The organism is Gracilimonas sp. (genome assembly GCF_014762685.1).
In the GTDB taxonomy this organism is placed as follows: domain Bacteria; phylum Bacteroidota; class Rhodothermia; order Balneolales; family Balneolaceae; genus Gracilimonas.
The window spans coordinates 943,634-968,545 of the sequence record NZ_JABURM010000005.1; the positions used below are offsets into that span (position 1 = coordinate 943,634).

Annotated in this window: 24 protein-coding genes; 10 read left to right on the plus strand and 14 right to left on the minus strand. The window is 39.2% G+C overall.

Annotated features, from left to right (window positions below; genetic code table 11):
* The first annotated feature begins 33 nt into the window (after positions 1-33).
* Genes HUJ22_RS04280 through HUJ22_RS04295 form a run of 4 tightly spaced genes read left to right on the plus strand, consistent with a single transcriptional unit; the run spans position 34 to position 5,410 of the window.
* A complete protein-coding gene (locus HUJ22_RS04280; protein WP_290874373.1) occupies positions 34-942 on the plus strand; it encodes a peptidyl-prolyl cis-trans isomerase in 909 nt (302 codons plus the stop codon).
* Positions 932-2,302, plus strand: a complete 1,371-nt coding sequence (locus tag HUJ22_RS04285; RefSeq protein WP_290874376.1) for a peptidylprolyl isomerase — start codon at positions 932-934, stop codon at positions 2,300-2,302. Before HUJ22_RS04280 ends, HUJ22_RS04285 begins: the two co-directional genes overlap by 11 nt.
* Complete coding sequence (locus tag HUJ22_RS04290) at positions 2,299-3,291, plus strand: MoxR family ATPase (protein ID WP_290874379.1); 993 nt, start codon at positions 2,299-2,301, stop codon at positions 3,289-3,291. Before HUJ22_RS04285 ends, HUJ22_RS04290 begins: the two co-directional genes overlap by 4 nt.
* 19 nt (positions 3,292-3,310) lie before the next feature.
* Entirely contained in the window at positions 3,311-5,410 is a 2,100-nt protein-coding gene (locus tag HUJ22_RS04295) for a hypothetical protein (protein WP_290874382.1), read from the plus strand.
* 6 nt (positions 5,411-5,416) lie between these two features.
* Here HUJ22_RS04295 and HUJ22_RS04300 read toward each other — a convergent pair whose 3' ends face one another.
* From HUJ22_RS04300 to HUJ22_RS04315, 4 genes are all read right to left on the minus strand, one after another.
* Positions 5,417-5,938, minus strand: coding sequence for a phosphoglycerate mutase family protein (locus tag HUJ22_RS04300; protein ID WP_290874385.1), 522 nt, complete (start codon positions 5,936-5,938; stop codon positions 5,417-5,419).
* A gap of 132 nt (positions 5,939-6,070) precedes the next feature.
* Positions 6,071-7,306 carry a hypothetical protein gene (locus HUJ22_RS04305; RefSeq protein WP_290874388.1) on the minus strand — a complete coding sequence of 412 codons (1,236 nt, stop codon included), beginning with the start codon at positions 7,304-7,306 and terminating at the stop codon, positions 6,071-6,073.
* Entirely contained in the window at positions 7,303-7,800 is a 498-nt protein-coding gene (locus HUJ22_RS04310; protein WP_290874392.1) for a hypothetical protein, read from the minus strand. Before HUJ22_RS04310 ends, HUJ22_RS04305 begins: the two co-directional genes overlap by 4 nt.
* Before the next feature lie 68 nt (positions 7,801-7,868).
* A complete protein-coding gene (locus HUJ22_RS04315) occupies positions 7,869-8,411 on the minus strand; it encodes an adenine phosphoribosyltransferase (RefSeq protein ID WP_290874397.1) in 543 nt (180 codons plus the stop codon).
* A gap of 58 nt (positions 8,412-8,469) precedes the next feature.
* Here HUJ22_RS04315 and tadA point away from each other — a divergent pair, with 58 nt between their 5' ends.
* Positions 8,470-8,943: a tRNA adenosine(34) deaminase TadA gene (tadA, locus tag HUJ22_RS04320; RefSeq protein WP_290874400.1), complete on the plus strand. Its 474-nt coding sequence runs from the start codon at positions 8,470-8,472 to the stop codon at positions 8,941-8,943.
* A gap of 11 nt (positions 8,944-8,954) precedes the next feature.
* Here tadA and HUJ22_RS04325 read toward each other — a convergent pair whose 3' ends face one another.
* From HUJ22_RS04325 to trpE, 10 genes are read right to left on the minus strand one after another with little or no spacing between them, the layout of a single operon-like run.
* Entirely contained in the window at positions 8,955-9,749 is a 795-nt protein-coding gene (locus HUJ22_RS04325) for a methyltransferase domain-containing protein (RefSeq protein WP_366871011.1), read from the minus strand.
* 30 nt (positions 9,750-9,779) lie between these two features.
* Complete coding sequence (locus HUJ22_RS04330; RefSeq protein WP_290874403.1) at positions 9,780-10,871, minus strand: DUF4837 family protein; 1,092 nt, start codon at positions 10,869-10,871, stop codon at positions 9,780-9,782.
* Positions 10,872-10,880: 9 nt separating this feature from the next.
* Entirely contained in the window at positions 10,881-11,678 is a 798-nt protein-coding gene (gene trpA, locus HUJ22_RS04335; RefSeq protein ID WP_290874406.1) for a tryptophan synthase subunit alpha, read from the minus strand.
* A gap of 8 nt (positions 11,679-11,686) precedes the next feature.
* Positions 11,687-12,892: a tryptophan synthase subunit beta gene (trpB, locus tag HUJ22_RS04340; protein WP_290874409.1), complete on the minus strand. Its 1,206-nt coding sequence runs from the start codon at positions 12,890-12,892 to the stop codon at positions 11,687-11,689.
* A gap of 1 nt (position 12,893) precedes the next feature.
* Positions 12,894-13,550 carry a phosphoribosylanthranilate isomerase gene (locus HUJ22_RS04345; protein ID WP_290874412.1) on the minus strand — a complete coding sequence of 219 codons (657 nt, stop codon included), beginning with the start codon at positions 13,548-13,550 and terminating at the stop codon, positions 12,894-12,896.
* Positions 13,547-14,362, minus strand: a complete 816-nt coding sequence (gene trpC, locus HUJ22_RS04350; protein WP_290874414.1) for an indole-3-glycerol phosphate synthase TrpC — start codon at positions 14,360-14,362, stop codon at positions 13,547-13,549. The genes HUJ22_RS04345 and trpC overlap by 4 nt, the downstream gene beginning before the upstream one ends.
* The gene (trpD, locus tag HUJ22_RS04355; RefSeq protein WP_290874417.1) at positions 14,362-15,402 is read right to left on the minus strand and encodes an anthranilate phosphoribosyltransferase; all 1,041 of its coding nucleotides are present in this window, start codon (positions 15,400-15,402) and stop codon (positions 14,362-14,364) included. The genes trpC and trpD overlap by 1 nt, the downstream gene beginning before the upstream one ends.
* Positions 15,402-15,965: an aminodeoxychorismate/anthranilate synthase component II gene (locus tag HUJ22_RS04360; protein ID WP_290874421.1), complete on the minus strand. Its 564-nt coding sequence runs from the start codon at positions 15,963-15,965 to the stop codon at positions 15,402-15,404. The genes trpD and HUJ22_RS04360 overlap by 1 nt, the downstream gene beginning before the upstream one ends.
* 6 nt (positions 15,966-15,971) lie before the next feature.
* Positions 15,972-16,958, minus strand: a complete 987-nt coding sequence (gene trpS, locus HUJ22_RS04365; RefSeq protein WP_290874424.1) for a tryptophan--tRNA ligase — start codon at positions 16,956-16,958, stop codon at positions 15,972-15,974.
* 8 nt (positions 16,959-16,966) lie between these two features.
* Complete coding sequence (gene trpE, locus HUJ22_RS04370; protein WP_290874427.1) at positions 16,967-18,427, minus strand: anthranilate synthase component I; 1,461 nt, start codon at positions 18,425-18,427, stop codon at positions 16,967-16,969.
* Between the two features lie 438 nt (positions 18,428-18,865).
* Here trpE and HUJ22_RS04375 point away from each other — a divergent pair, with 438 nt between their 5' ends.
* The 5 genes from HUJ22_RS04375 to HUJ22_RS04395 all read left to right on the plus strand — a co-directional run bounded on the left by HUJ22_RS04375 (position 18,866) and on the right by HUJ22_RS04395 (position 24,868).
* Positions 18,866-20,464: a hypothetical protein gene (locus tag HUJ22_RS04375; protein ID WP_290874430.1), complete on the plus strand. Its 1,599-nt coding sequence runs from the start codon at positions 18,866-18,868 to the stop codon at positions 20,462-20,464.
* 65 nt (positions 20,465-20,529) lie between these two features.
* Complete coding sequence (locus HUJ22_RS04380) at positions 20,530-21,504, plus strand: hypothetical protein (protein WP_290874433.1); 975 nt, start codon at positions 20,530-20,532, stop codon at positions 21,502-21,504.
* Positions 21,501-22,442 carry a PorV/PorQ family protein gene (locus HUJ22_RS04385; protein WP_290874436.1) on the plus strand — a complete coding sequence of 314 codons (942 nt, stop codon included), beginning with the start codon at positions 21,501-21,503 and terminating at the stop codon, positions 22,440-22,442. The genes HUJ22_RS04380 and HUJ22_RS04385 overlap by 4 nt, the downstream gene beginning before the upstream one ends.
* A 13-nt stretch (positions 22,443-22,455) precedes the next feature.
* Complete coding sequence (locus HUJ22_RS04390) at positions 22,456-23,472, plus strand: hypothetical protein (RefSeq protein WP_290874439.1); 1,017 nt, start codon at positions 22,456-22,458, stop codon at positions 23,470-23,472.
* Positions 23,465-24,868 (plus strand): oligosaccharide flippase family protein, encoded by a 1,404-nt coding sequence (locus HUJ22_RS04395; protein WP_290874442.1) that lies wholly within the window; start codon positions 23,465-23,467, stop codon positions 24,866-24,868. Before HUJ22_RS04390 ends, HUJ22_RS04395 begins: the two co-directional genes overlap by 8 nt.
* Positions 24,869-24,912: the final 44 nt, after the last annotated feature.

A 24,912-nucleotide genomic window follows, 5' to 3' on the forward strand; every position in this document is an offset into this window, starting at 1 on the left:
AGAGATATCTTTAAAAGACATTTGATTAGTTTCATGAAAAAAAATATTCCCATATTTGTACTGGCAATCATGCTGGCTGTTTCCTGTAAACCAGACATGAATATAAAAGATACAGTGCTGGCAGAAGTTGGTGGCCAAATATTGACCAAAGAATTTGCAAAGTCTGAAATTCCACCGCATATCTTTAGCAACGATAGCACTTTAGCTTATTCTAATTTTCGTGACGACTGGGTACGCCGGCAAGTGATTTTACAAGAAGCTAATCGCCTTAATTTCTCAAACCGACAAGATGTACAGGATAAATTACAGCGGCTTGAGGAGGAGTTTATTCTTCAGGCAGTTCAGGATTATATTATAACTGAGTTTGAAAATAATTTAGATGTGAGCGAACAAGAGGCGCGAAATTATTATCAACAAAACAAAGAAAAATTTACTCTCGAAGAACAGTATGTTCGTTATCGGCATTTAATCGCTTCCAGTAATGCAGATGCAGAAAGTGCCAAACGCGAATTGATGCAGGGAATTGATTGGAATACTGTAGCGAAAAAATATTCAAAACATCCTGATTTAAAAATACGCGAATCTGAAAGATATTGGCCTATTTCAATTGCTGGTGGCGATATTTCGATGTTAAATCGTTATTTAAGGATTATTGGGCCGTCAGAAATCTCTCCAACCCACAGGTCAGGCAATGAATATCACTTTGTGCAGTTATTAGATGAGCGCCCTCAAGGCGATCACCCGGATTTAGACTGGCTGATCGTACAAATTAAAGAATGGCTGACTTTGGAAAAGCGTAAAAGAGCATTCAACACATACGTCAAGAATCTTTATCTTCAGGCACAAGCTAACAACGAAATTAAAATTTATAACGTTACAACCGAAACGAATACCGCAGAAAGCGATACGGTTTCATTGAATCAAATTACTAATGAAGAATAACTTACTTTTTACTCCCCTCCTCTTTTTATCTGTACTTTTTACCTCTAATATTCAAGCTCAAAATGCTCCTCAATTAGCAGATCAAATAGTAGCACATGTAAATGAAAATATAATCCTTAAGTCTGATGTTGATCAAAGAGTGGCTGATTATTTGCGTCAGGCACAAGTATCCGGTCAAGAAATTGAGTTTAGCAGAGGATTATGGTTCAATTTTCTTGAATCAATTGTGGATAACTATGTGCTCTTGGAAAAAGCTGAAATTGACTCCATTACTGTTTCTGACGAGGAAGTAAACATGCAAATGGATCAGCGGATTAGACAGTTAACAGCCCAGGCGGGAAGTGAGCAGGCACTTGAACAGGCTTTCGGTAAACCCATCATTCAACTTAAGGCTGATTTTCGTGAAGATTTTAAAGAGCAAATGCTTTCCAACCGGGTTCAGCAGCAAAAAACCCAATCAATTAACATTACTCGTCCGGAAGTAGAAGAATTCTTTAATGACATCCCAGCCGACTCGCTTCCAACTATTCCGGAGCAGGTTTCTCTTTCTCAAATTGTGATGTTGCCGCCGGCTAAAGGAGATGCTAAGCAAGCAGCTTACGAATTTGCTCAACAACTGCGCGATTCTATTGTTGTGCACGGTAAATCTATTGAAGAACTTGCTCGCCGGTACAGCGATGACAAAGGTTCAGGGCAAAATGGAGGACTCTTGCCACTGATGTCATTGGATGAACTTGTATCTGAATATTCAGCAGCAGCTTCAGCTCTTCAACCTGGTGGGATTTCCAAAGTTGTAGAAACTCAATTTGGTTTCCATATCATTAGGCTCAATCGACGTGTTGGAGATCGAATTGAAACCAACCACATCTTGATCACCGTTGACTCAAATGAACTGGATGAGGAATATGCAATTAACAGATTAAATAGTATTCGTGACAGCATATTAACTAATCCGGATGTTAAATTTGCTAATGTAGCCCGACAAGTAAGTGAAGATCCGGCTACGGCCAATTATGGCGGTAAAATATTTGATCCTCAAACCGGAGAACGTCTCATTCCTTTAAACCGTCTGGACCCGGCAATGTATCGCATCGTACTTTTAATGGATGAGGAAGGCGCAATATCTGAACCCAAGTCATTTACTCTTGAAAATCAAAACAAAAAAGCATTTCGGATTGTAAGACTTGACAAGCAAATACCAGAGCATGTTGCCAGCCTGGAACAAGATTATGAACGAATTAAAAGGATTGCTTTGCAGCAAAAACAATCCAGGGTAATACAAGAATGGATGCAAGACTTAAGGGACGAAGTTTATATTGAATATAAAATTGATGTACCCTGGAAGGAGAATAATTTATGAAAGCGGAGGTAAAAGATTCGGTAAAGCTGGCAGATGAATTTTACACGGTATTTCATCAAATAAAGGCTGAAATTCATAAAGTAGTTATAGGTCAGGATGATATTATTGACCTTTTGTTGATCAGTTTATTTTCCAGGGGGCACTGTGTGCTTGTAGGAGTTCCCGGATTAGCTAAAACTTTATTGATTCGTACCCTCGCAGAATCTCTTAATCTGACTTTTAACCGAATTCAATTTACTCCGGATTTAATGCCGGGTGATATTACCGGAACCGAAGTTATTGAAGAAAACAAAGACTCAGGCCGTAAAGAGTTTACTTTTATAAAAGGACCTGTATTTGCAAATATCGTCCTAGCTGATGAAATAAACAGAACCCCTCCCAAAACCCAGGCAGCATTGCTTGAAGGAATGCAGGAATATCATGTAACCACCGGGGGTAAAACCTATATTTTAGACACTCCTTTCTTTGTTTTAGCTACTCAGAATCCTATTGAACAAGAAGGTACATATCCCCTGCCCGAAGCTCAGCTTGACCGGTTTATGTTTAACGTTTGGGTAGATTACCCTTCTCTTGAAGAAGAAAAAGAAATTGTAAGCAAAACAACAGCTCATCAAGATGTGCTAATTGAAGCATTGGTGACTAAAGAGAAAATTAAAGAGCTTCAAAATTTAGTACGGGAAGTGCCTGTACCGGAAAACGTTTTAGATTATGCGGTTGAACTGGTTTCTAAAACTCGTCCGGGAACTGATATAGCCCCGGAATTTGTAAATAAATATATGAGCTGGGGAGCCGGTCCAAGAGCCTCTCAGTATCTTATTTTAGGAGGAAAAGCACGAGCACTCTCTCAGGGGCGTTACAACGTTACCGTAGATGATATTAAAGAGTTGGCTATTCCGGTATTACGTCATCGTATTGTTAATAATTACGCAGCCGAAGCCGAAGGATACACTACCGTTAAGTTAATAAACATGCTTATCGACGAAGCCTAATCTCAAAAAAGGAATTATTGTGGATTTCCAAGGCTTTCAAAATATTTTGCATCCGGCTATAATTTTAGTGGCTATTGCTGCTCTTCTCCTGCTCTCGTGGGCTTCATATCGAAAATTTGAAAGTATTCCATCCGGTGTTCGCTGGATTTTAATTAGCCTGAGAGGATTAGCTTTCATTTTAATCCTACTTCTCCTGCTAAATTCCTATTTTTATTCTTCTCAAGAAATTGAGATTAGTCCCAAAATAGCCGTTTTCCTTGATAACTCAGAAAGTATAGATATCAATAAGGGAGATTATGAAGGATTAAACTCTTATGTCCAACTTCTAAACGAACTTAATTTCAATGGCAATGAGCAGACTGAAATTGAGTTTTATTCAATTGGCGAAAACGTCCTCCCTTTCTCTCCAGATTCATTGAATGCTACAGAAATTCAAACGAACCTCTCTGCTCCCATAAATTCTATCCTGGAAATGGAAGAACAAATACAGGCTACGGTTGTTATTTCAGATGGGATTATTACTTACGGAAGAAATCCAACGATGAATGCCATTAACTCTTCAATTCCCATATACACCATAGCCGTTGGAGATACTTCTGATGTAAAAGATATCTCCGTTTCCAATGTCCTTACAAATACAACCGGGTACACCAACACAAATCATATAATTGAAGCAGAAATTACCCAAACCGGATTTCAAGATAATACACTAACCGTTTCACTTCTTACAGGAGATGAAGAACTTCAACAAAAAACAATTACGTTCGAAACTGATGATCAGCTTAAAAATGTGGAGTTTGAATTAACCTTAGAAGAAGCCGGGTTGAAACAGTATCAAATCAAAGCCCAGCCACTCGTTGATGAATGGACCGATACTAATAATTCGCGGTTATTCTCCATTGATGTTTTAGATAACCGGGTCAAAATTCTGCATATCGCGTTCGAAATTCATCCCGATGTAAAAGCAATAAGATCCCTTATAGAACAGGATGAAAGCAATGAATTATATACTCTGACGAGGATCGGAAATAACCGATATGTGGAAGAAATTCCAGATGAAGATGAATATAATTTAATTATTGTTCATGGTGTCCCGCCAAATACTGCTACTGATTTTGAGTTTTTATCAACCTTAGATAACACCCCGACAATATTTTTCGAATTGAGTGCACAGCCAAAAAGTGAATTTAAGAATATCGAACAGCTTCTGATTTTAAACTCAAACGTTAGACAAGTTTCACAAATCACACTGTTTCCACTGTTAAATAGAAATGAGCACCCTGTACTGGAACTCCCTGAGGTAAATTTATCAGATGCTCCTCCACTTTTTTCCCCGTTAAGGAGTAATCTCTCAGCCCCTCAAAGTACCGCATTATACAGCCTTAATTATAATGGAACTGAGACTCAATTCCCTGTCATTGCTGTTTTAGAACAAGGAAATATACGTCGGGCCCATGTATTACCTTGGGGTTGGTTCCGAATGCTGCAAAGTACTAACGAAAACAACAAAGAATTTACTGCCGGCCTCTTATCAAACTTAGTGTCTTGGACTTCAAGTGATCCTGATGACAGAAAATTAAGAATTACGCCTGCAAAGCAAGTTTTCAGCACTACGGAAGCGCCCCTACTTAACGGTAGTTTACGTAATGAACGCGGAACCCCTGAATCCGAAGGCATTATAGAAGTTCAGGTTGAAAATAATGATGGTACCAATCGCACTTTCAATATGAACAACGCCGGGTCCGGAAATTACCGGCTGGATTTGCCCCGGCTTTCAGAAGGGCTTTACCGGTTTACGGCTACCGCTCGAAAAGGTGACCGCGAATTAGAAACTCAAACAGGTGAATTTCTTGTTTCTAATTCTAGTTCAGAATTAGCAAACACTACCCGTAATGATGAACTAATGCGAAATATTGCTCAGAATTCCGGGGGATCATTCTTTACTTACGATAATATATCCGGGTTTTGGGATAGTCTGCGTACTGCCAATGTTTTGGAATCTAAAATAGAAAACGTAGAAAACTACTCCTTCCCTGTACACTCTTTGTATTGGTTTGTCTTAGTAGTATTGCTTTTAGGATCGGAATGGATGCTTCGTAAATACTATTCATTACCCTAATCTTAATTAGTATATAAGTCGCTTTACCGTAGCCTTATCATTTCCGGATAATTTAACTATAAATATATTGCTGTAATCAGTTTCATCGAGTTTTTCATATTTAGATTCTCCTAAAGACAGATTCACCAATTGTGGAGTCGTATTTGAATGTCCAACAATCAGAACATCCTCTCCCCTGTGCTTTTGAATTATTACACTCATCAGGGAGTCGGGATTGTTCAGCTGATATTCAAAAACAGATAGATTTAGACTGTCAGCAATAGAGCTGGAGGTTTCCTTTGTGCGTTTATATCCTGTAGTGTAAATGGCAGTTATTGTATGGGATTCCATTAATAGTTCAGCTAATCGTTTTGCGCGTTCTGCTCCTTGTTTGCTCAAAGACGGGTCGTTGGTACCATCCTCTGATTTCTCTGCATGACGCACAAATATAAGTGTGGTTTCTTCTGCTAAATTAGCAGATTGTTGGCCTAAAACAGGCGCCGCTGCTAACCCAACTATAATTATAATGTTTAATATTATTTTTCTCATAGGGATAAATACCGAAATTAATTTATAAATACATGAAAGTATCTACCGATATTTACCGAAGAAAGTTACAGTATAGATAAAAAAAAGCCGGCTTCTGCAGCCGGCTTTTCACAAGAGTTTATTTCTTTCTAATCATTCTTTCTTTCGTGCAAGAACTACTATTAAGCCCACTATTGTAATCAGGCTCAACCCTAATAAAATTGGAATAACGAAAGATCTGGGTTTAGCTTCATCTCTCCAAGTCATCATTTCGGTATCTATAGTAGATATCTGACTCATCGTGAGGACCTCTCCTTCCTGCACAAACTTGCCCCAATCACTTTTGATTTTACCATTCCAAAAATCATAGAATGCCTGGAAGTCTTCGTAGTTTTCATTGGTTACTACCTTATCACGACTTGCATCGGTTGCATTACTAATAAAAGAATCGATGGCATTATAGAAGCTTTCGTTATTGTCAAAAGCACCTAAATCAACATTATTCTGTTCTAAATATGCATCAATGGATGCCCACATATTTTTAGAAGCACTTGCTCTCCAGTCAACAAGTTTATCATCAATATTTTCCTTCCATTGAGTACTTTTGTTGCCACCGTAAATAGCAGTTAGATCATCTCCAATTTGACTCCAAACTTCATTAAATCTACTTTGGACAACATACATTCTGAGGTAATCCTCAGTCTGTAAACGACCACTGTCGGATTTCAAAATTTGAATATTTTCCGTAATTACAGATTCAATTACTTCAAGCGGGTTGTTTCCATTTTGAATAGAACGTGCTTGTACCTCGTCTTGCATTTCAGCAAAGGTATCTCCTTCCAGGTCTTTATACGTAACGAAAAGGGAGTCAATCATTTTCAGGACAAACTCATCTCGTTGTTCCATACTGTTTCGGTAACGCTGCACCAATTCAGATAAGTTTTTCTCACTTTTTTGAGAATTAGCAATTGCATTCCGGAGAGAATCAGTTCTGCTGTTAAGAGTTGCCATTTCTGATTTATAAGATGACAGCTCTTTAGAAAGATTGGCTAATTTCTCATCCTGATTTTCGATGATGAGTAATTTATGCTCAGTATTACGGGCATCTTGTTTTAGTTCATCAATGCTGCTGCCAAATGTGTGCGGGTATAAGGCATGATCTAAAAGTTGTTCATGATCCTTATATTCAAATCTAAGGTCAGATACTTTTTCCATTAAACTGTCAATCTCACCAACAGTCATAGCTTGCTCTATTGAACTTTGAAGCTCATTATATGACTCTTCAAAACTTTTCTTTATCTGATAATCTGATGTTTGGGCAATTGCAGCTGAAGTTGCAAGTGTAAGCCCAATTATGATAGTATAGGTTAGTAACTGTAAACGTTTCATGATTCTTCCTCCTCCTCGTCATTACTATTTTCCTGAAGTCCATTTTCATTCATGGTGAGCACTTCATTAGTATCTGTTTTTACGAGTTGTACGCTGGCATCTCGTAAATTAAAAGCAGGCGCTGATAGTCTTTCTTCAGATACCTGAATTTTGTTTCTAAGTCTTAAATTTCCTTTTCCGGGTTCCATTACATATACATTTTTAAAATTATTGGCTGTAATGAAATAATAACCTTCGGCATTTCGAATCAGCCGTACTTCTTTAATCTCGGTCTTTGCTGAATCTTCTACACCAAATTCTTGCTCTTGGAAAGGTGTTACATTGAATGTTATACCGTGACGAACATCATGAACATTACCATTCTCGTCAGGCACTAATACAGATTCAATTTGTTGTGCGTAATTAACATTCTCAACCACAAACGTTTTGCAGGCCGTGCCTAACATCACGATTGAAGCCAACAAAATAATCGGGATATATTTTTGGGATTTCATTTTCGGTCCTCAATTACTGGTTCTTATAGTTCAGTTAATTGTATCCGATAAATAAAAATATGTTCCGATTACTCAGTGATAATACTCTCTATTGGTATATTTTCGGGCAGAAGGTCTCTTCCTTTCAAAAAGGAAAGTTCAATAATAAAAGAATAACCAATGATTTCCCCGCCCAGTCTCTTAATTAATTCAGTAGCCGCAGAAGCTGTCCCCCCGGTAGCAATCAAATCATCATGAATAATTACTTTGGCCCCTTTAAAGATGGCGTCTTTATGAATTTCTACACTATCCGTTCCATATTCTAAGGCATAAACTTCGGATAAAGTCTCAGCCGGAAGCTTACCGGGTTTCCTGACTGGAATAAAACCTGCATTTAAATCCTGAGCTAAATTAGTTCCAAACAAAAACCCCCGAGATTCCAATCCAACTACAAAATCAACCAACTTACCCCGGAAAGGACTCGCCAACATATAGGAAGTTAATTCAAGCGCCTTTTTGTCTTGCAGCAAGGTAGTTATATCTTTAAACTGAATTCCGGGTTTGGGAAAGTCCGGAATAGTTCGGATGGTTTCAGATATATAATTTTTAATGCTTTGCTCTACTTTTTTCATCAAGATTGGATTAAGTTCGCGCCAAGGTAATTAAAAGCAAGGATAGCAATCAAGTAACATGAATAAAATAGATCTTCCGGTTTGGCAAAAACATCAACGATTTATGGCCCGTGCTTTTACGCTGGCAGAACAGGCTTTCGAAGAAGGAGAAGTACCTGTGGGAGCAGTATTGGTATATAAAGGACAAATAGTAGGCAAAGGTTACAATCAGGTGGAGCGATTAAATGATCCCACTGCTCATGCAGAAATGATTGCGATATCCGCTGCTTGCGAAACTTTAGCTGAAAAATATTTAAATGATTGCACCCTCTATGTTACACTGGAGCCCTGCCCCATGTGTGCCGGAGCGGCATTTTGGAGTAAATTGGGAGGTATTGTGTTTGGAGCGGTGGATCCAAAATCTGGGGGATGTGGCAGTATTTTCAATATAGCCTCTAACCAAAAACTAAACCATCAGGTAGAAGTTATTCACGGAGTCATGGAAGCGGAAAGCGAACACTTAATGAAAGAGTTTTTTAAAAGTAAACGCTGAGCATTCGGTATTTAGCTTCCCTTTTTTGCAGCTAAATAAACAACATGCCACTTTATATTTACTTTCCCTTCTGATTTATTATCCCAATGATTAACTAATAGTTTAAATTGTTTGTGACTCAATGACTTATCAAGTGTGCTGGTTGATGAGCCAATTGATTTTAAATGGCGAAAGAAATTAAGTGAGGAATCAAATTCCTGGTATAAATCATTCTCATAATAATCAATCTGCATGTCTTCCATCGATAGTTTCACGGCTACTTCTTCGACATCAGGCAATGGATTGGCGGTATGTGGGATCCCCAGCTCCAAACAATACTCATACCATTTTGGGAAAGAATGATTTCCGGGAAATGAACCCAACATAATACCTCCCGGAAGCAAAGCACGGGATAAATTCTGTAGTCCAAGAGACGGGTCTTTAAACCAATGAGCGGCAAAATTACTTATGATCAGTCCGTATTCAGGAGTATATGCTTTATAATCGTTTACATCCAGGTGTTTAAATTTGATGTCACTCAACGGCAATTCTTGTTCCGTAAGCTGAGCTTTACAATAATCAAGCATCTGCGGAGAGGCATCACTTACAATAATAGTTCGATTGGGAAATTCCCGGATTAGATCGGCTGTTAACAGACCAGTTCCGGCCCCCACTTCCAGTATGGGACCGGGAGGTATTGCCCCTTTCCATGGAATTAATGAGGCAATTAAACCTTTAGCTACTCTTCGCTGAAGATCGGCTTCCTGATGATAGTTTTGTGCAGCCTTTCCGAATGTTTGAATTACTTTACTAATAGGGCTAAAAATTTATGGTCAAAGTATAAAAGTATATTAGTTCTATAAAGCTGGCTCGTTACTTTCCGAAGTCCAGGTAGAGTCAGACTCTAATGTTCTTCCCATGGCTCTGAATTGCCGAACGAAAGGAAGCTTCTTTCGAACTTCCGGGGCAAATTGAGAATATTCTACCATAAATAGACGATTAGTATCCGGATCATAATATGTGAAATTTACAAACGGTCCCCCCATGGCCCCGTTGATCATCTGCCAGGTACCCAATGTTTCATAAGCAATCAGGCGGCCTTTTTGAAAAGATTTAGTTTCAACCGGCCGGCGGTATTCGGTATTCACGTACATCGAATCCCTTGCTCCTTTAATGAATTGCGCTGAAAGTGAATCACGAGTAGCATTTATCCAGTCGCTGTCCAGAAAAGAAATATCGGGAACATTATTTTTCCACCAAATCCACATCCAACGATCGTTCTGAGGCAGAAATCGCCGGTAACTTTGAAAATTCAGAGTATCGATATTTTTGACATAATCATGTTGAATTCTGACTTTAAACCCATGATTTTCCCAAAGTGAATCAGAATACTGAGTTTGCTCCATCCTCTCATACACGAAGTACTCCCATCTTTTAAGCTCTTTCTCCAACATATCACTAAGCAAGGAGTTTTCGGTATTTCGGATTTTCTGGGCTAATAATGAATCCGAGGTAGAGGTTAAAATCAAAACATACTGGTCTCGATACCATTGGTCCTCTACCGGAAACGCAAAACTTTCACCTTCATTTACCCGTTGTTCTACACTCTCATCCAAAAATCCGCGAATTTGACGCCCGGTGTTAGATTCTTCATCAATGGGAGCAGCGAAAATGAGATTTTTTTGTTTTTTGATTCGATCGAGATGGTTTTGAGATCGAATAGTCATAAACCTTAAGTCATAGTATGGTTCACCATTTGGAAGTGTTAAAACCCATTGCCCAAATACATCTCGAATAGCTTCTGCTGTCTCACTTTCCCATTTCGTGGAATCCATGACTACCACTACTTCCCGGGTATTCCCTTCCGCCAGGGAGCGATAATCTCCATCACAAGAAATAAATAAAAGCGCGAAGGTTGCTATAATAATTGCTGAAAAAGTCCGTCTCATATTGTATAGTTAATTTCCGAATTTCAATGAATGAACGAAGGAAAACAGGCGTGATTGCCATCCGTCGTTCGGGTAATGATCTTTAATAGTATCAATTAAAGCACTTCCAACAATAAAACCATCAGCATTTGATGCGATGTTCTGTGCATCTTGGTAAGATTTAATACCAAATCCTACCATCACCGGATTATGAGTAATATTGGTTTTTACCCGCTTAATAAAACGGTCTACTGAGTTTGATACTTCTTTACCATCCCGGGCACCGGTTACACCGGTAACGGAAACACAATATACAAATCCCTCCGACTTTTCATCAGCCATCTGCATGCGTTCGTCAGAGGTATTTGGTGCAACCAGGTAAATTAATGCAAGGTTTGACTTTTCAGCTCGTTTTTTGATGATTCCTCCTTCTTCGATTGGAAGGTCCGGTATAATCAAACCATCCACGCCCGCTTCGCCAGCTTCTTTGCAAAACTTATCCACACCATATCTCAAAACCGGGTTCATATACCCCATCAGGATCATCGGAATCTCGGAATGTTTCCTCACTTCCTTAACCATATCAAAAATCTTATTCATGGTAATACCGTTTTTAATGGCAACATCACTTGAATATTGAATGGTTGGTCCATCTGCCAATGGATCACTGAATGGCATCCCCAACTCAATAATATCAGCTCCGTTTTTCTCAAAGCCAAGGATTAAATTGACGGTAGATTCTAAATCCGGAAATCCGGCAGTAAGGAATAAACTCATTAGCTTCGAATCTTTTCCTTTTTCTTCAAATACCTTCTGAATTCTGTTCATTCTATCCATCATAAATTTTCAGAAATGGTTTTCATATCCTTGTCGCCACGACCGGAAAGATTCAGGATCACAATTTCATCTTTAGTTGTCTCGGGCATTAGTTTATCCAGCCATGCAAAAGCATGAGCGGTTTCCAGAGCCGGGATAATACCCTCTTTCTCTGATAATAATTTCACAGCTTCCATGGCCTCCTTATCAGTTACCGCATAGTACTTAACTCTTCCTAAATCCTTTAAATGGGCGTGCTCCGGGCCTACTCCGGGATAATCGAGTCCGGCACTTATGGAATGAGCTAATTCAATTTGCCCCTCCTCGCTCTGCAGTAAATAACTGAGTGAGCCATGGAGAATTCCAGGGGTTCCCTTACTCATGGTAGCAGCGGTTTTCCCTGATTCTACCCCTAATCCTCCAGCTTCGATTCCAATGATTTTAACGGAGTCATCATCAATAAAGGGATAGTAAAAACCAATAGCATTGGATCCTCCTCCCACGCAGGCAATCAAATAGTCCGGATTGCGGTTTTCAGCTTTATGAATTTGGAATTTCGTTTCATTGCCGATTACCTCATGAAAATAACGAACCATCATTGGGTAAGGATGAGGCCCGACCACTGATCCAATGATATAAAAAGTAGAATCTACATTTGTAACCCAATCCCTAATCGCTTCATTGGTGGCATCTTTCAAGGTTTTGGATCCACTGGTTACATTTCGCACCTCTGCTCCAAGCAATCGCATACGATCTACATTCAGCTTTTGGCGTACCATGTCCTCCTCGCCCATATAAACAATGCAATCCAAACCAAACTTGGCACAAGCTGTTGCAGTGGCTACTCCATGCTGCCCTGCTCCTGTTTCAGCGATAATTCTTTTCTTGCCCATTCTACGCGCCAACAAAACCTGGCCGATCGCATTATTAATCTTATGAGCTCCGGTATGACATAAATCCTCTCTTTTAAGATAGATTTTAGCTTTGCCATAGTGTTCTGTTAAACGATCGGCAAAGGTAAGCTTGGTAGGCCTCCCGACATATTCATCCAGTAATTTATCCAGTTCCTTTCTGAATTCAGGATCTTCTTTTGCCTTATTAAATTCTTCTTCCAATTCCTGAATTGCAGGAATTAAAATCTCGGGTACAAATTTCCCGCCGAATTCTCCATAATAACCACGGTTATCGGGGAAACTATAAGTTTTAGTCTTGGTTTTTATATCCATTTTATCTTTTCGCCTCTGAGGCCCTGATTTCATCCATAAATGTTTCGATCTTGTCAAAATCTTTGAGTCCCGGTTCTGCTTCCAGGCTACTGGAAACATCAATTGCATAAGGCTGAGCGGTATTAATTGCTTCTCTGACATTATCAGAATTCAAACCACCTGACAGAAAAAAAGGGATTTTAATTCCAATCTCTTTGAGGATACTCCAATCAAAAGTAGTTCCGGTTCCACCCCAGATCCCTTCGATTTTAGTGTCAAAAAGTAGAAAATCAGCTACTTCAGTATATTGATCAACCTGATGTTTTAACAGATACTCCACAGTTTCTTCCTCGATATGGATGACCTTTATGATAGGTTTATCTATTAATTCACAATACTCCGGGGTTTCATCTCCATGCAACTGTACATAATCCAAACCTGTTTCTTTAGAAATTCGATTCACATCATCTAAAGGTTGATTAACAAATACACCTACTTTTTCCGGGCCTTCAATCCAGTTGATAATTGCTCCGGCTTCTCCCGGCTCCACATAGCGTGGGCTTTTTTCGTAAAAGATAAATCCAAGATAATCGACCAATGCACCGGCAGCAAACCGAGCATCTTCCAGGTTCGTGATTCCGCAAATTTTAATTTTGGTTCGCACTGGCTGACGACTCATGAGCTTTTTAGTCTTTTAAATTCTTTTTCTGATTGTTCTATTATGTTTTTAACGGCTTGCCCCGGATCATCTTGCCGCATAAAATACTCACCGATTAAAGCAGAATGAATGCCATTTTTCTTCAATAAGGCTAAATCTGCCCCTGTTGACAAGCCACTTTCAGAGACCAATACTGTACCTTCAGGCGCTTGTTGGAGGATTTCAATCCCTCGGTGAACATCTACTTCAAAATTCTTTAAGTCTCGATTATTGACTCCCAAGATATTTATTAATTCGAAATTGATTCTATCAAAATCGTGCTGATCATAACATTCAACCAACGCATCTAACCCAAATTCTCGGCTGGCATGCAGTAATTCATCAAGTTGTGTGCCATCAGTTATGGATACAATAATTAAAACCGCATCTGCACCGAATGCGCGAGCTTCTTTGATTTGGTATGGATCGACAATAAAATCTTTCCGAAGTACCGGGATTTGAACTCGTTTAGAAATTAATTCCAAATATTCTAAATCTCCCTTAAAAAAAGGCTGATCCGTTAAGACAGAAACAGCAGATGCACCCCCCTCTTCATACCTGAGGGCGATATCAACCGGATCAAAATTCTTACGAATAACTCCTTTGGATGGAGACGCTTTTTTCACTTCCGAAATAATGGATACGGTTTCATTACCGGAAATTGCTTTGCTAAAAGAAATCCGCTCTCTTTGAAAACCTTCAAATGAATTAAAATCATTGAAAGAAACCTTCTTCCTTCGTTTGTAAAGATCTTCGGTTGTTTGTTCGACTATTTTATCCAGAATGGTACTCATCAGTATTTGAACGTCCCCATTGCGTCGTTTGTGGCATCTATAAAATCATTAAACAGCTTGCGTGCATCACCTGATTCCACAGCTTCTACAGCCATTTTCTTAGCGTCTTCAAGCTTATCTACCTTACCGGAAGCTTGTATAGCAAAAGTTGCGTTCAACAAAGCAATATTTTTTTGAGCATCGGTAGCTTTATTAGCCATGATTTTAATCAGGATACCGGCATTTTTTTCCTTACCGCCACCCATAAGGTCATTCATGTTAACCTTTTGGAAGCCAATAGATTCCGGGTCGAATATTATAGACGTAGAAACTAATTTATCTTTTAATTCAAAGATTTCGGACTGGGAAGTCAGGCTAACCTCATCCAACCCGTCGTGTGCATTAAAGGTATAAGCAAAGTCTGTATTCAGGTTTGCAAGAATATGCACCATTTTCTCCGCCACTTCTTTGCTAAAGGCTCCAATTACGTACCGTTGTACTCCTGCAGGATTCACCATCGGGCCAAGAATATTAAAAAACGTACGAAAGCCCAGTTCACGCCTGGTTGGCATTACATATTTCATAGCCGGGTGAAACATAGGGGCAAACATAAACGCCATTCCCACTTCATTAAAAACCTGTTCCACTCCTTCTTTCCCTAACTCAATCGAAGCGCCAAGATGTTCCAGTACATCGGCGCTCCCGCATTCACTCGATGCACTTCTATTGCCATGTTTGATCACGGGAACGCCGGCTGCTGCGGTAATGAATGAAGCTGCGGTAGAAATATTGAATGTTCCTGACTGATCCCCGCCGGTTCCTACCAAATCAACGGCTCCGGTAATATCAACATCTACTTTTATGGCTTTGGAGCGCATAACCTTGACAAAAGCAGTAAGCTCTTCAACGGTTTCTCCCTTTAAGCGCATAGCGGTTAAAAAAGAAGCGATTTTCTCATCTGAGACCTCTCCGGTCATAATCAGATTCATCGCTGTTTCTGCTTCAACCTCTGTAAGATCGTTGCTGAATGAAAGTTTATTTAATATGCTTCTAAAATCCATTATTGCTGTAACCAGTTAGAAATTAACTTGGGGCCTTCGGTAGTTAAAATGCTCTCGGGATGGAATTGAATTCCCTGAATTGGGTATTCCCTATGACGAACTCCTTGTATAACATCATCATCAGAATGTGCAGTGACTTCAAGCACTTCCGGTATAGTATCGGGGTCTAAAACAAGGGAATGATATCGGGTTGCAAGAAAATCATCTTCTATCCCACTAAATATAAATTTACCATTATGTGATACTCTTGAAACTTTGCCATGCATGAGTTTAGGTGCGTGAATAATTTTTGCACCAAAGACTTCTCCAATGGCCTGATGTCCCAAACAAACACCCAGAATTGGAGTCTCTCTTCCAAGTTCCTGAATAATTTTTTCCGTGATACCTGCTTCATTTGGACGACCGGGCCCCGGTGAAATAAGAATCTTTGTTGGCTTCAATTTACGCACTTCATCCAACGTCATCGCATCATTGCGAATAACCTTGTAATTTTCAGTTTCCACCGCAACCAAGTGAACCAAATTGTAAGTAAAAGAGTCGTAGTTATCTATTATGAGGATCATTTGATGCTAAAAATGTCTGACAATTCCGGTTACTTCTCTAATAGGTTCCATAACGGTTTCCGCCCTTTCCCTAGCTTTTTTACTACCTTCACGAAGCACATCATGTACGTAATCCAGGTCTTTTGCCAATTCGTGGCGTCTTTCGCGTGCTTCTGAAAAATAATCTGTAATCAATTCTAAGAGTTGCTTTTTTGCATGGCCGTACCCATAGCCGCCGGCTCGGTACTTCTTTGCTATTTCATCTTGAGTTTTCGTATCAGCGAAAAGTTTAATGAGCGCAAATACATTATCCTTACCGGGATCTTTAGGCTCTTCTAAAGGGGTAGAATCGGTTTCTATGGACATAACTCGTTTTTTTAACACCTTTCCTTCAGCAAAGATATTAATGGTGTTATCATAGCTCTTACTCATCTTTCGTCCATCTATACCCGGCACTACTGCTACAGATTTTACAATATGCTCTTCGGGAAGCTTGAGAAATTCCCCATCAAAAGTATGATTAAATTTACCGGCCAGGTCTCTGGTAATCTCGATATTTTGTTTTTGGTCTTCCCCAACCGGAACAATGTCTGAATGATAAATCAGGATGTCTGCAGCTTGCAAAATTGGATAGGTAAATAAACCAATATTAGGCTTGAGCCCTGCGGCAATTTTATCCTTATAGGATACTCCTTTTTCCATCAGTGAAACCGGTGTAAGGGCACCCAAAATCCAGGCAAGCTCCGTAACTTGAGGCACATCCGATTGAGCAAAAAAAGTAGCTTTCTTCGGATCTAAGCCCAATGCCAAATAATCAAGGGTTACATCGATGGTATTTTGACGAAGTTTTTCCCCGTCCGTAAGGGAGGTAAGAGAATGATAATTGGCGATAAAATAAAAAGCCTCCCCTTCCTCCTGCATGGCTATATGCTGACGGATAGCACCAAAGTAATTACCAATATGAAGTTTACCTGAAGGCTGTATTCCTGATAAAATTGTTTTTTTCTGACTCATTAATCTGATTATTGAATATCTAACGCTACGCTAAGCGCCTGTATTAAAGCGCCTGCTTTGTTTTGTGTTTCTTCAAATTCTTTGCCGGGATTACTGTCGGCAACAATCCCGGCTCCTGCCTGAATATAGGCTTTGTTATTGGTTACTACCATCGTTCGGATAGCGATACAGGTGTCCATATTTCCTGAAAAATCAAAATAACCAACCGCTCCGGCATAAATCCCACGTTTGGTTTGCTCCAATTCATCAATAATTTGCATAGCTCTTATTTTAGGGGCTCCGCTTACCGTTCCAGCAGGGAAACATTGCATCAAGGCATCCACTGAAGTCTGATCATCACGTAACTGACCAACGACATCACTTACGATATGCATTACGTGTGAATATCGTTCTATTACCTGATTTCGTTCCATTTTTACGGTTCCAGGCTCACAAACCCGGGACAAATCGTTGCGCCCTAAATCTACCAACATTATATGCTCGGCTACTTCTTTGGGGTCATTTTTGAGATCTTCTTCCAAAGCCAGGTCTTCTTCATGTGTTTTACCGCGGGCACGTGTCCCTGCTATCGGCAAAACCCGGGTTTCTTTTTCTTGAACTCGAACCAGTACTTCCGGAGAAGAACCAACCAACTGAAACTCATTAAAATCCAAGTAAAATAAATAAGGAGACGGGTTCACCATTCGAAGTGCACGATACAACATAAACGGATCGCCGCTCATATCTGCTTCAAAACGTTGTGAAAGCACAACCTGAAAAATATCACCTTCATAAATATAATTTTGTGCTTTCTTTACAATCTGCTCGAAATAATCCTGTTCCATATTACTTTTAAGAGAATTAGTATCGATATGAAACGGCCGGTTTTGATAGTTTGAACTAAGCGCAGCACTTTCCATATCATTCAAGTCTTTCTGAGCCATATCGAAGGCTTTGTCTACATCCGTTTTATCATCTATAAATACCGTTTTAATTAAAACTACCTGATGCTTTACATGATCGAAGGCAAATATTTCATCATAAAATGCCCAAATTGCTTCCGGTAAATTAAGATCATCTTCTGGGACATTAGGCAATTCTTCAACCTGGCGAAAAGTATCATAGGAAGAAAAACCGACAGCCCCCCCTTTTAATCGGGGAAGATCAGGAAGAATTGGTTCTGAATAAGCTGTTGTAAGTTCTTTGAGTTTATCAAAATAGGATAAAGAGACTTGTTCAGTTCCCTTAGATGTTTCCAAGGAGGTCTTTTGCCCATCAAATACCAGCTTCTGATACGGATTTCGGCCAATAAATGAATAACGCGCAAGTTGCTCTCCCCCTTCTACCGATTCCAGTAAAAATGGAAACTCTGCCCCTTCCCTGATATTCATAAACAGTGAAACCGGAGTAAGGACATCAGCCAGTAATCTTCTGAAAACCGGTATCGCGGTGTACTCTTTTGTAAGATCTAAAAAATGTTCTTTCTGCATTCATTTATCTTGTTAATCGTTAATGATTGAAGGAAATACCTGAAACCAATAACTAACTGCCGTAAATAAAAAAACCCACCATTCTTTTGAACAGTGGGTTTTTTAAAATTTTTCTCTATCGCTCAATTACATACGATGCCCACTGCTATATATAGCAAACGGCCACCACCAAGAATTTTTATGAGCATTTTCATTTTTCATAACGCGACGAATATAAAGGCACCTTTGGGTAAATGCAATACAGATCTGTAATTAATAATAGTTAATAACATATTGGAATTAAGAATGGTGAATCCTTACCATTAATAATCATGGTTTTGCAGATGATATTCATTGAACGATTCTACTGCATCTATTTTATCCTTACTGATGAAACAGAATTTAAGTTCATCTATTATTTAGCGACATCCCAAAAATACTTTAAGTATTGTAGAATAAATGAAGACAGTATTTTTAATATTTAGCCTGATACTTACACCTGCTTTATCCTATTCCCAGATAGTTGGTCCCGAAAATCCTGATATGGATAATTTTAATACCATTCGTCAAAATGGAGTAAGTACCATTGCGGCTTATGGAGACACTGTCTGGATTAGTCCTGCTTTGAATCGGAATATTGGAAATGCACGGGAATGGTACTCACCGGATAATGCTGACAGTGTCGTAAATGGTATTGGCAGGGTTTTTTCACTTGACTTAGGTCAAGATACCGTGGTTGCAGGGTTGGGATTTTCGGCCGAGATGCCTGATGGAAGTGTCCCTGCTGCCTATGGATTTTATACAAGTATTGATGGGGGCGATCAGTGGGAATTCATTGAATTTCCACTGGACCCACCCCCTCCTGCAGAATGCAATATAAACTGCACCAATTATGACCCAACCTGTGATATAACCTTTAAATATGGAGATAAAACATATTTCCGGACACGGATAACGGTAAGAGAGCAATCACCTCCCTACTCGGTGTCTTTTTCCCGGAATATTATTCTCACTGCTGCCTGGGCTACGGGGCTATTGCGCAGTTCAGATTTTGGGGATACTTGGGAAAAAATAATTTTACCCCCATTCGAAAGTAATGATCTCAACCCTGATAATGAGTACGAATGGACCTCCGAATATAATAATGAACCCATAAACCGGTATGATCCAAGGCAGGATAATAATTTATTAGGATTTGGATTGTTAATTGATTCTCAAGACCGCGTTTGGGTTGGAACTGCCGGAGGAGTAAATATCTCAGAAAATGCTCTTTATGCACCTGTTGACAGTGTCTCATGGAACCATATCCGGTTTGAAAATACAACAGACGGTTTACTTGGAGATTGGATAATCACCATAAAAGAAGATCCCCTATCCGGTAGAATTTGGATGACTAACTGGATTGCTGCTCAATCTCAAAGCCAAGGATTGGTTTATACGGATGATGGCGGCCAGTCTTTTCAACAGGTTTTAATTGGAAAGCATATCAATGATGTGGGATTTAAAGATGGATATGTGTTTGCAGTAGGTGATAACGGTTTATTTATTTCTTCTGACGGGGGTGCTAATTGGGTTAAGTCTCCCCAAATTAAGAGTCCCAATACCTTCATAAAATCCTCGGCTCAATTTTATTCTGTTGCTTCAACGACCAATCGTGTTTGGATTGGAACTCAAGATGGTTTAGCCTCTACCGGCGATTATGGAGAAAACTGGGAAATCACCAGGGTTAACTTCCCTCTTTCCGGAGGAAATGCTTATGCGCCCAATGCCCGGAATGTAAAAACTTATGCGTATCCCAATCCCTTTTCCCCTTCTTTACATGAAGTTGTTCGCATCAAATTTGAAGTTAAAAAACGGAGCAATGTCAAAGTCCGTATTTTTGATTTTGGAATGAATCTCGTTAGAGAAATCGAAGATGATGTTTTTTCGCCGGGAATTTATGAAGCTATATGGGATGGTCATGACGAGAAAGGACGAAAAATAGCAACTGCACCTTACATATATGTAATAGAAATGGGTAACAGTCAGGTGACTGGTAAAATTTTAGTGGCAGATTAATGGCTCTCAAATTCCTTCATAAATACTCTTTATTAGGTTCCGCAACTCTACTACTGTGGTTTTTCATGGCTACAGATCTTATTGCTCAAAATGGCGGAGTTGCCGGAGCCTCTACCAGAATTGGGTATAGCGCACGAGGAATGGCAATGAGTAATGCTATGGCAGCCGTAACTTCTGAAGGAGCTTTTTCCTACTATAATCCTGCTCAAGCAGCTTTACTGTTAGGAAGCAGACAAACAGACTTGACTGTAGGAGCTTTAAAATTTGGGCGGGTATTCCAAAGTAGCGGAATACAATTTCAACTTCCTCCTACTGCCGGGTTTTCAATCAACATACTGCACAGTGGTATCAATGATATTGATGGCAGAACTCAGAGTGGATATCCTACAGAAAAGTTTGATGCATCGGAATACCAAATTGCAAGCAATTTTGGTATTCGACTCAATGAGAAATTGAATGCCGGAATTGGATTAAAATTCAGTATAGCCAATTACCATCCCCAGCTAGCTAACCCTACTAATTTTGGAATTGACTTAGGCTTGATTTATACCGCTGATTCAAACTTTAATATAGCTGTATCTGCCAAAGATTTATTCTCGAGCTACTCCTGGAACTCTCAAAATTTATATAGTCTGAGACAGTCCCAAAATGAAGTAAATGACTTTCCAACACGTATCATTATAGGGCTTGCATATCAACGGGAGAAACTTACTCTTTCCAGTGATTTTGAATTGCAATTATACTCGGCGGAAGTAAAAAGCCGGGATCAAGGAACTAACGGGACCTCGTCTTATGAAAAGATCAATACCAATTCTTCACAACTCCGCCTTGGGGCATCATGGGATGCCCACGAGCGATTTACAATTCGCGGTGGCTGGCAATTACAGGAAATAAGCGCGTTTGAGAGCTGGTCTGCAAGCTCCGGTTTTTCCATTCATCTTCCTTTTGATGTATTTTCACCCTCAATAGACTATGCTTTTGTTCTTGAGCCGTACCGAATTTCAAACATGCATGTATTTTCTTTAAGACTAAACCTATGAAAACCGGATTTTTTTGTTTTTGTCTTTTGTTGATAAGCAATGCCATATGCGCACAAGGCTCAGGTTTCGAAGTATTGGGTATTGCCCCTACTCCGTATGCCCTCTCTAAAGCAGAGGCAACCACAGCTATGTTTGATGGTGCCGCTTCGATCTATTCTAATCCCGCGCTGTTGACTTATAACAAAACTTCTACCATTGATTTGGGATACTCGTTTTGGATTGCAGATGTAACCAACATCTTTGGAGGGATAAACTTTAAAAAAGAACGCCAAGCCATAGCATTTTCTTTTTACACTTCAGGAGCTGATGACTATCAGCAGTTTAATCAACCAGGTCAATCCAATGGGACGTTCTCTGTTCAATATATCTCCATAGCTGCGGCATATGCCTATGATTTTACCTTCTTATCATTGGGGGGTGCTATACAATATTTGAATGAAGAAATATATACCTACAGAGCTAATGGATATGCCTTCAATTTTGGTTTGGCTGCAAAATTTTTGAATGAGCGTTTCAGGGCGGGAGCTTCCATAACCAATCTTGGTGAGATGGAGAAACTTAACGTTAATGCAACACCTCTCCCTGCAAGCATGAAAATAGGTACTTCTGCAGATATAGTGGAGATAACCACACCTAAAAATAGCAATCTTCCTGTTTTAATATCTGCATATGCTGATTTTGTTTATCCTTTCCAGGACACTTCAGATAAAGATTTTGCGGACTATACGGTGCCTGACTATCATTTTAACCTTGGCCTGTCATTAACCGTTGCTGAAGTTTTAGAACTGAATGGCGGATACAAAACTCAAAACAACGTAAGACCGGTTTCTTTTGGGGCTGGCTTTATATCTGATGAAATTAGGTTTAGTTATGCGTTAATTCCTTTCAATACCGGTTACGGAACAGTACATTCAATCGGAATTCAGTATAAATTTTAATAAAGGGGCATTTATGGAGGCTACATCTCTACGTGAGATCTATGCATCAATAGATAAAGATGCTAATACTGTTTATGTGGTTCCTTTAATACGGTACAGCCACAAAAAGACTGATTACCTATATCTCCTCTACGAGGATTTGATTAAATCGGACGCATATGAAATCAAATCTGTAAGTATATTCAATCATTTCAACCTGATAGCTGGTATAATCTCAAATAAAAAAGCCATTCTTCACTACCATTGGCTTGAATTTCAGGACTTTAGATCACTTTTAGGAATGCCCTGGAAGTTGATCTGTATTTATCTATTTCAAAAGCTTGGGGGCAGTATTGTGTGGACCATTCATAATGAATTCCCCCATGATCAGAAATATTTACGTTTTCACAGTTTTTTATATAAAAAAATAGCCCATTGGGCTGATGTTTTACATGTACATTGTGAAACAGCCGTTAAAAAAATGAGTTCGCGGCTTCAGGTTCCCACAGAAAAATTCAAATTAGTACCTCATCCTACATTCCCTGCTGAAGCAATCCCAAAACATACTGCCCGAAATTATTTAAATGAAACTTATGGTTCCCAGTTAAACTCTGAAATTCCTGTATTTTTAATGTTTGGAAACATTAGCCGCTATAAGCAAATAAACCAAGTAGCTGATTTAATTATAGGCACTCAAGTAGAATGCAAACTATTAGTGGTAGGACCGGTAAAAAAAGGAAATATGAGCCTTTATGAGGAGTTATCTGCAAAGAGCGGGGAAAAAGATCGGATACAACTTATACCCAATTTTATACCCGAAAACCATGTTCCTTGGTTCTATTCAGCGGCTGATATTTGTGTCTTCAATTATCGTGAAATTTTATCCTCAGGTGGCTTTCACATGGCAAAAGCTTATAATAAAACCATTATTGCTCCTAATCTTGGATGTCTTTCAGAGGAAAAAGAGACTCCCAATGTATTTTTATTTGATGATGCTGAGGGATTGGAAAATTTACTCAAAGAGCAATTAATCCCATTCGGGTATGAATAAACTCAAAGAGAAAGCATTTTGGATTGCTTTGGGGGATATTGCTGGGCGTGGTCTTTCTTTCGTGACTTCAGTTTATTTAGCGCGAACACTGGGTGCTGAATTTTACGGACTCATCGTAATGGCACTTTCTATTCTTGGTTATGCCACCTGGCTTTCCGATTTGGGTTTGCACAATATCGGAACAAGAGAAACCGCTAAGGAACCTTCTAAACGTATTTTCAGAGTTCTTGAAATCTTTAGAATGAAGTTATTTTTAGGGATAGCTGTTCTTATCGTTTCTACCTTTCTTATATCAATGATTGATTCCGGGGAAATTGAAAAACAAGTGATTTTAGGATATCTATATTCCTTAATTCCTTATATGGCCTTAATGGAATGGTTTTATACCGGAAAGCAAGAATTCAGAAAAATTGCGGCTTCTAAAATTTTTAATGGTCTGGTTTATTTCTTGCTTGTCTTACTTATGATAAAAAATGTTGAAGACGTAACCATGGTTCCTGTGTTATATACAGTAGGAATAAGTGTTTCTGTTTTAACACTTGCCACATTTGCAATAAAGGACAAACCCTTCACCTTGCCCTCCCGAGGTACACAAATTTATCCTGATTTACTTAAAACCAGTTCTGTTTTAGGGCTTGGTCAATTTTTTGCGCAAGTGGTACATCTCCTCCCGCCGCTTTTAATTGGAGCTTTACTCTCACTTCATGATGCCGGAATTTACGGGGTTGCTTTTCGAATTGTAATCATTGCTATAATGATTGACCGGGTATTTGTGACTTTGTTAATCCCAAACTTGTCTTCCCTTTGGAGTAAAAACCGCTCTGTGGCTATTGAAAAAATAAACATCGTATACCAACTCATTTCTACCGCAGGTGCTTTATTAGGCTTGTTTATGGCTATAGGAGCCGAACAAATTATTGGCCTCCTATATGGAAATGAATATACTGAGAGTGTAATCATTCTTCAGGTTTTGTCAGTGATGATTGCCATCACTTTCATAAACAGTTTCTTTTCTTTCGGACTGATCGCTACAAATAAAGATAAAGAGTATTTTCTTGCCACTTGCTTTGGAGGGACCATATCAGCGTTGGTTATCTTTAGTTTTGTGGCCCTTGGAAATACGGTTTTGGTAGCTGTCTCGGTATCTATAGCTGAGGTTATAATTACCATGTTCACCTATTTTTGGTTCAGAAAAATAATTCCCTCAAATTTCATTAAACCATTGGTAATAAATTATATTGTAGCCCTGCTTTTGTTTGGGATTTTTTCATTTAGCCCCCTAACCCCTCTTATTAATGCATCCCTTGCATCCATCATATTTGTTATAATTATCACCAAATTCGGAGTAGTAAACCAAAGCCATATTAATTATGTAAAAAGTAAGTTAATTCGATGAGTAACTTATTTACTTCATGCAATATGACAAGCAGAAATAGCTCT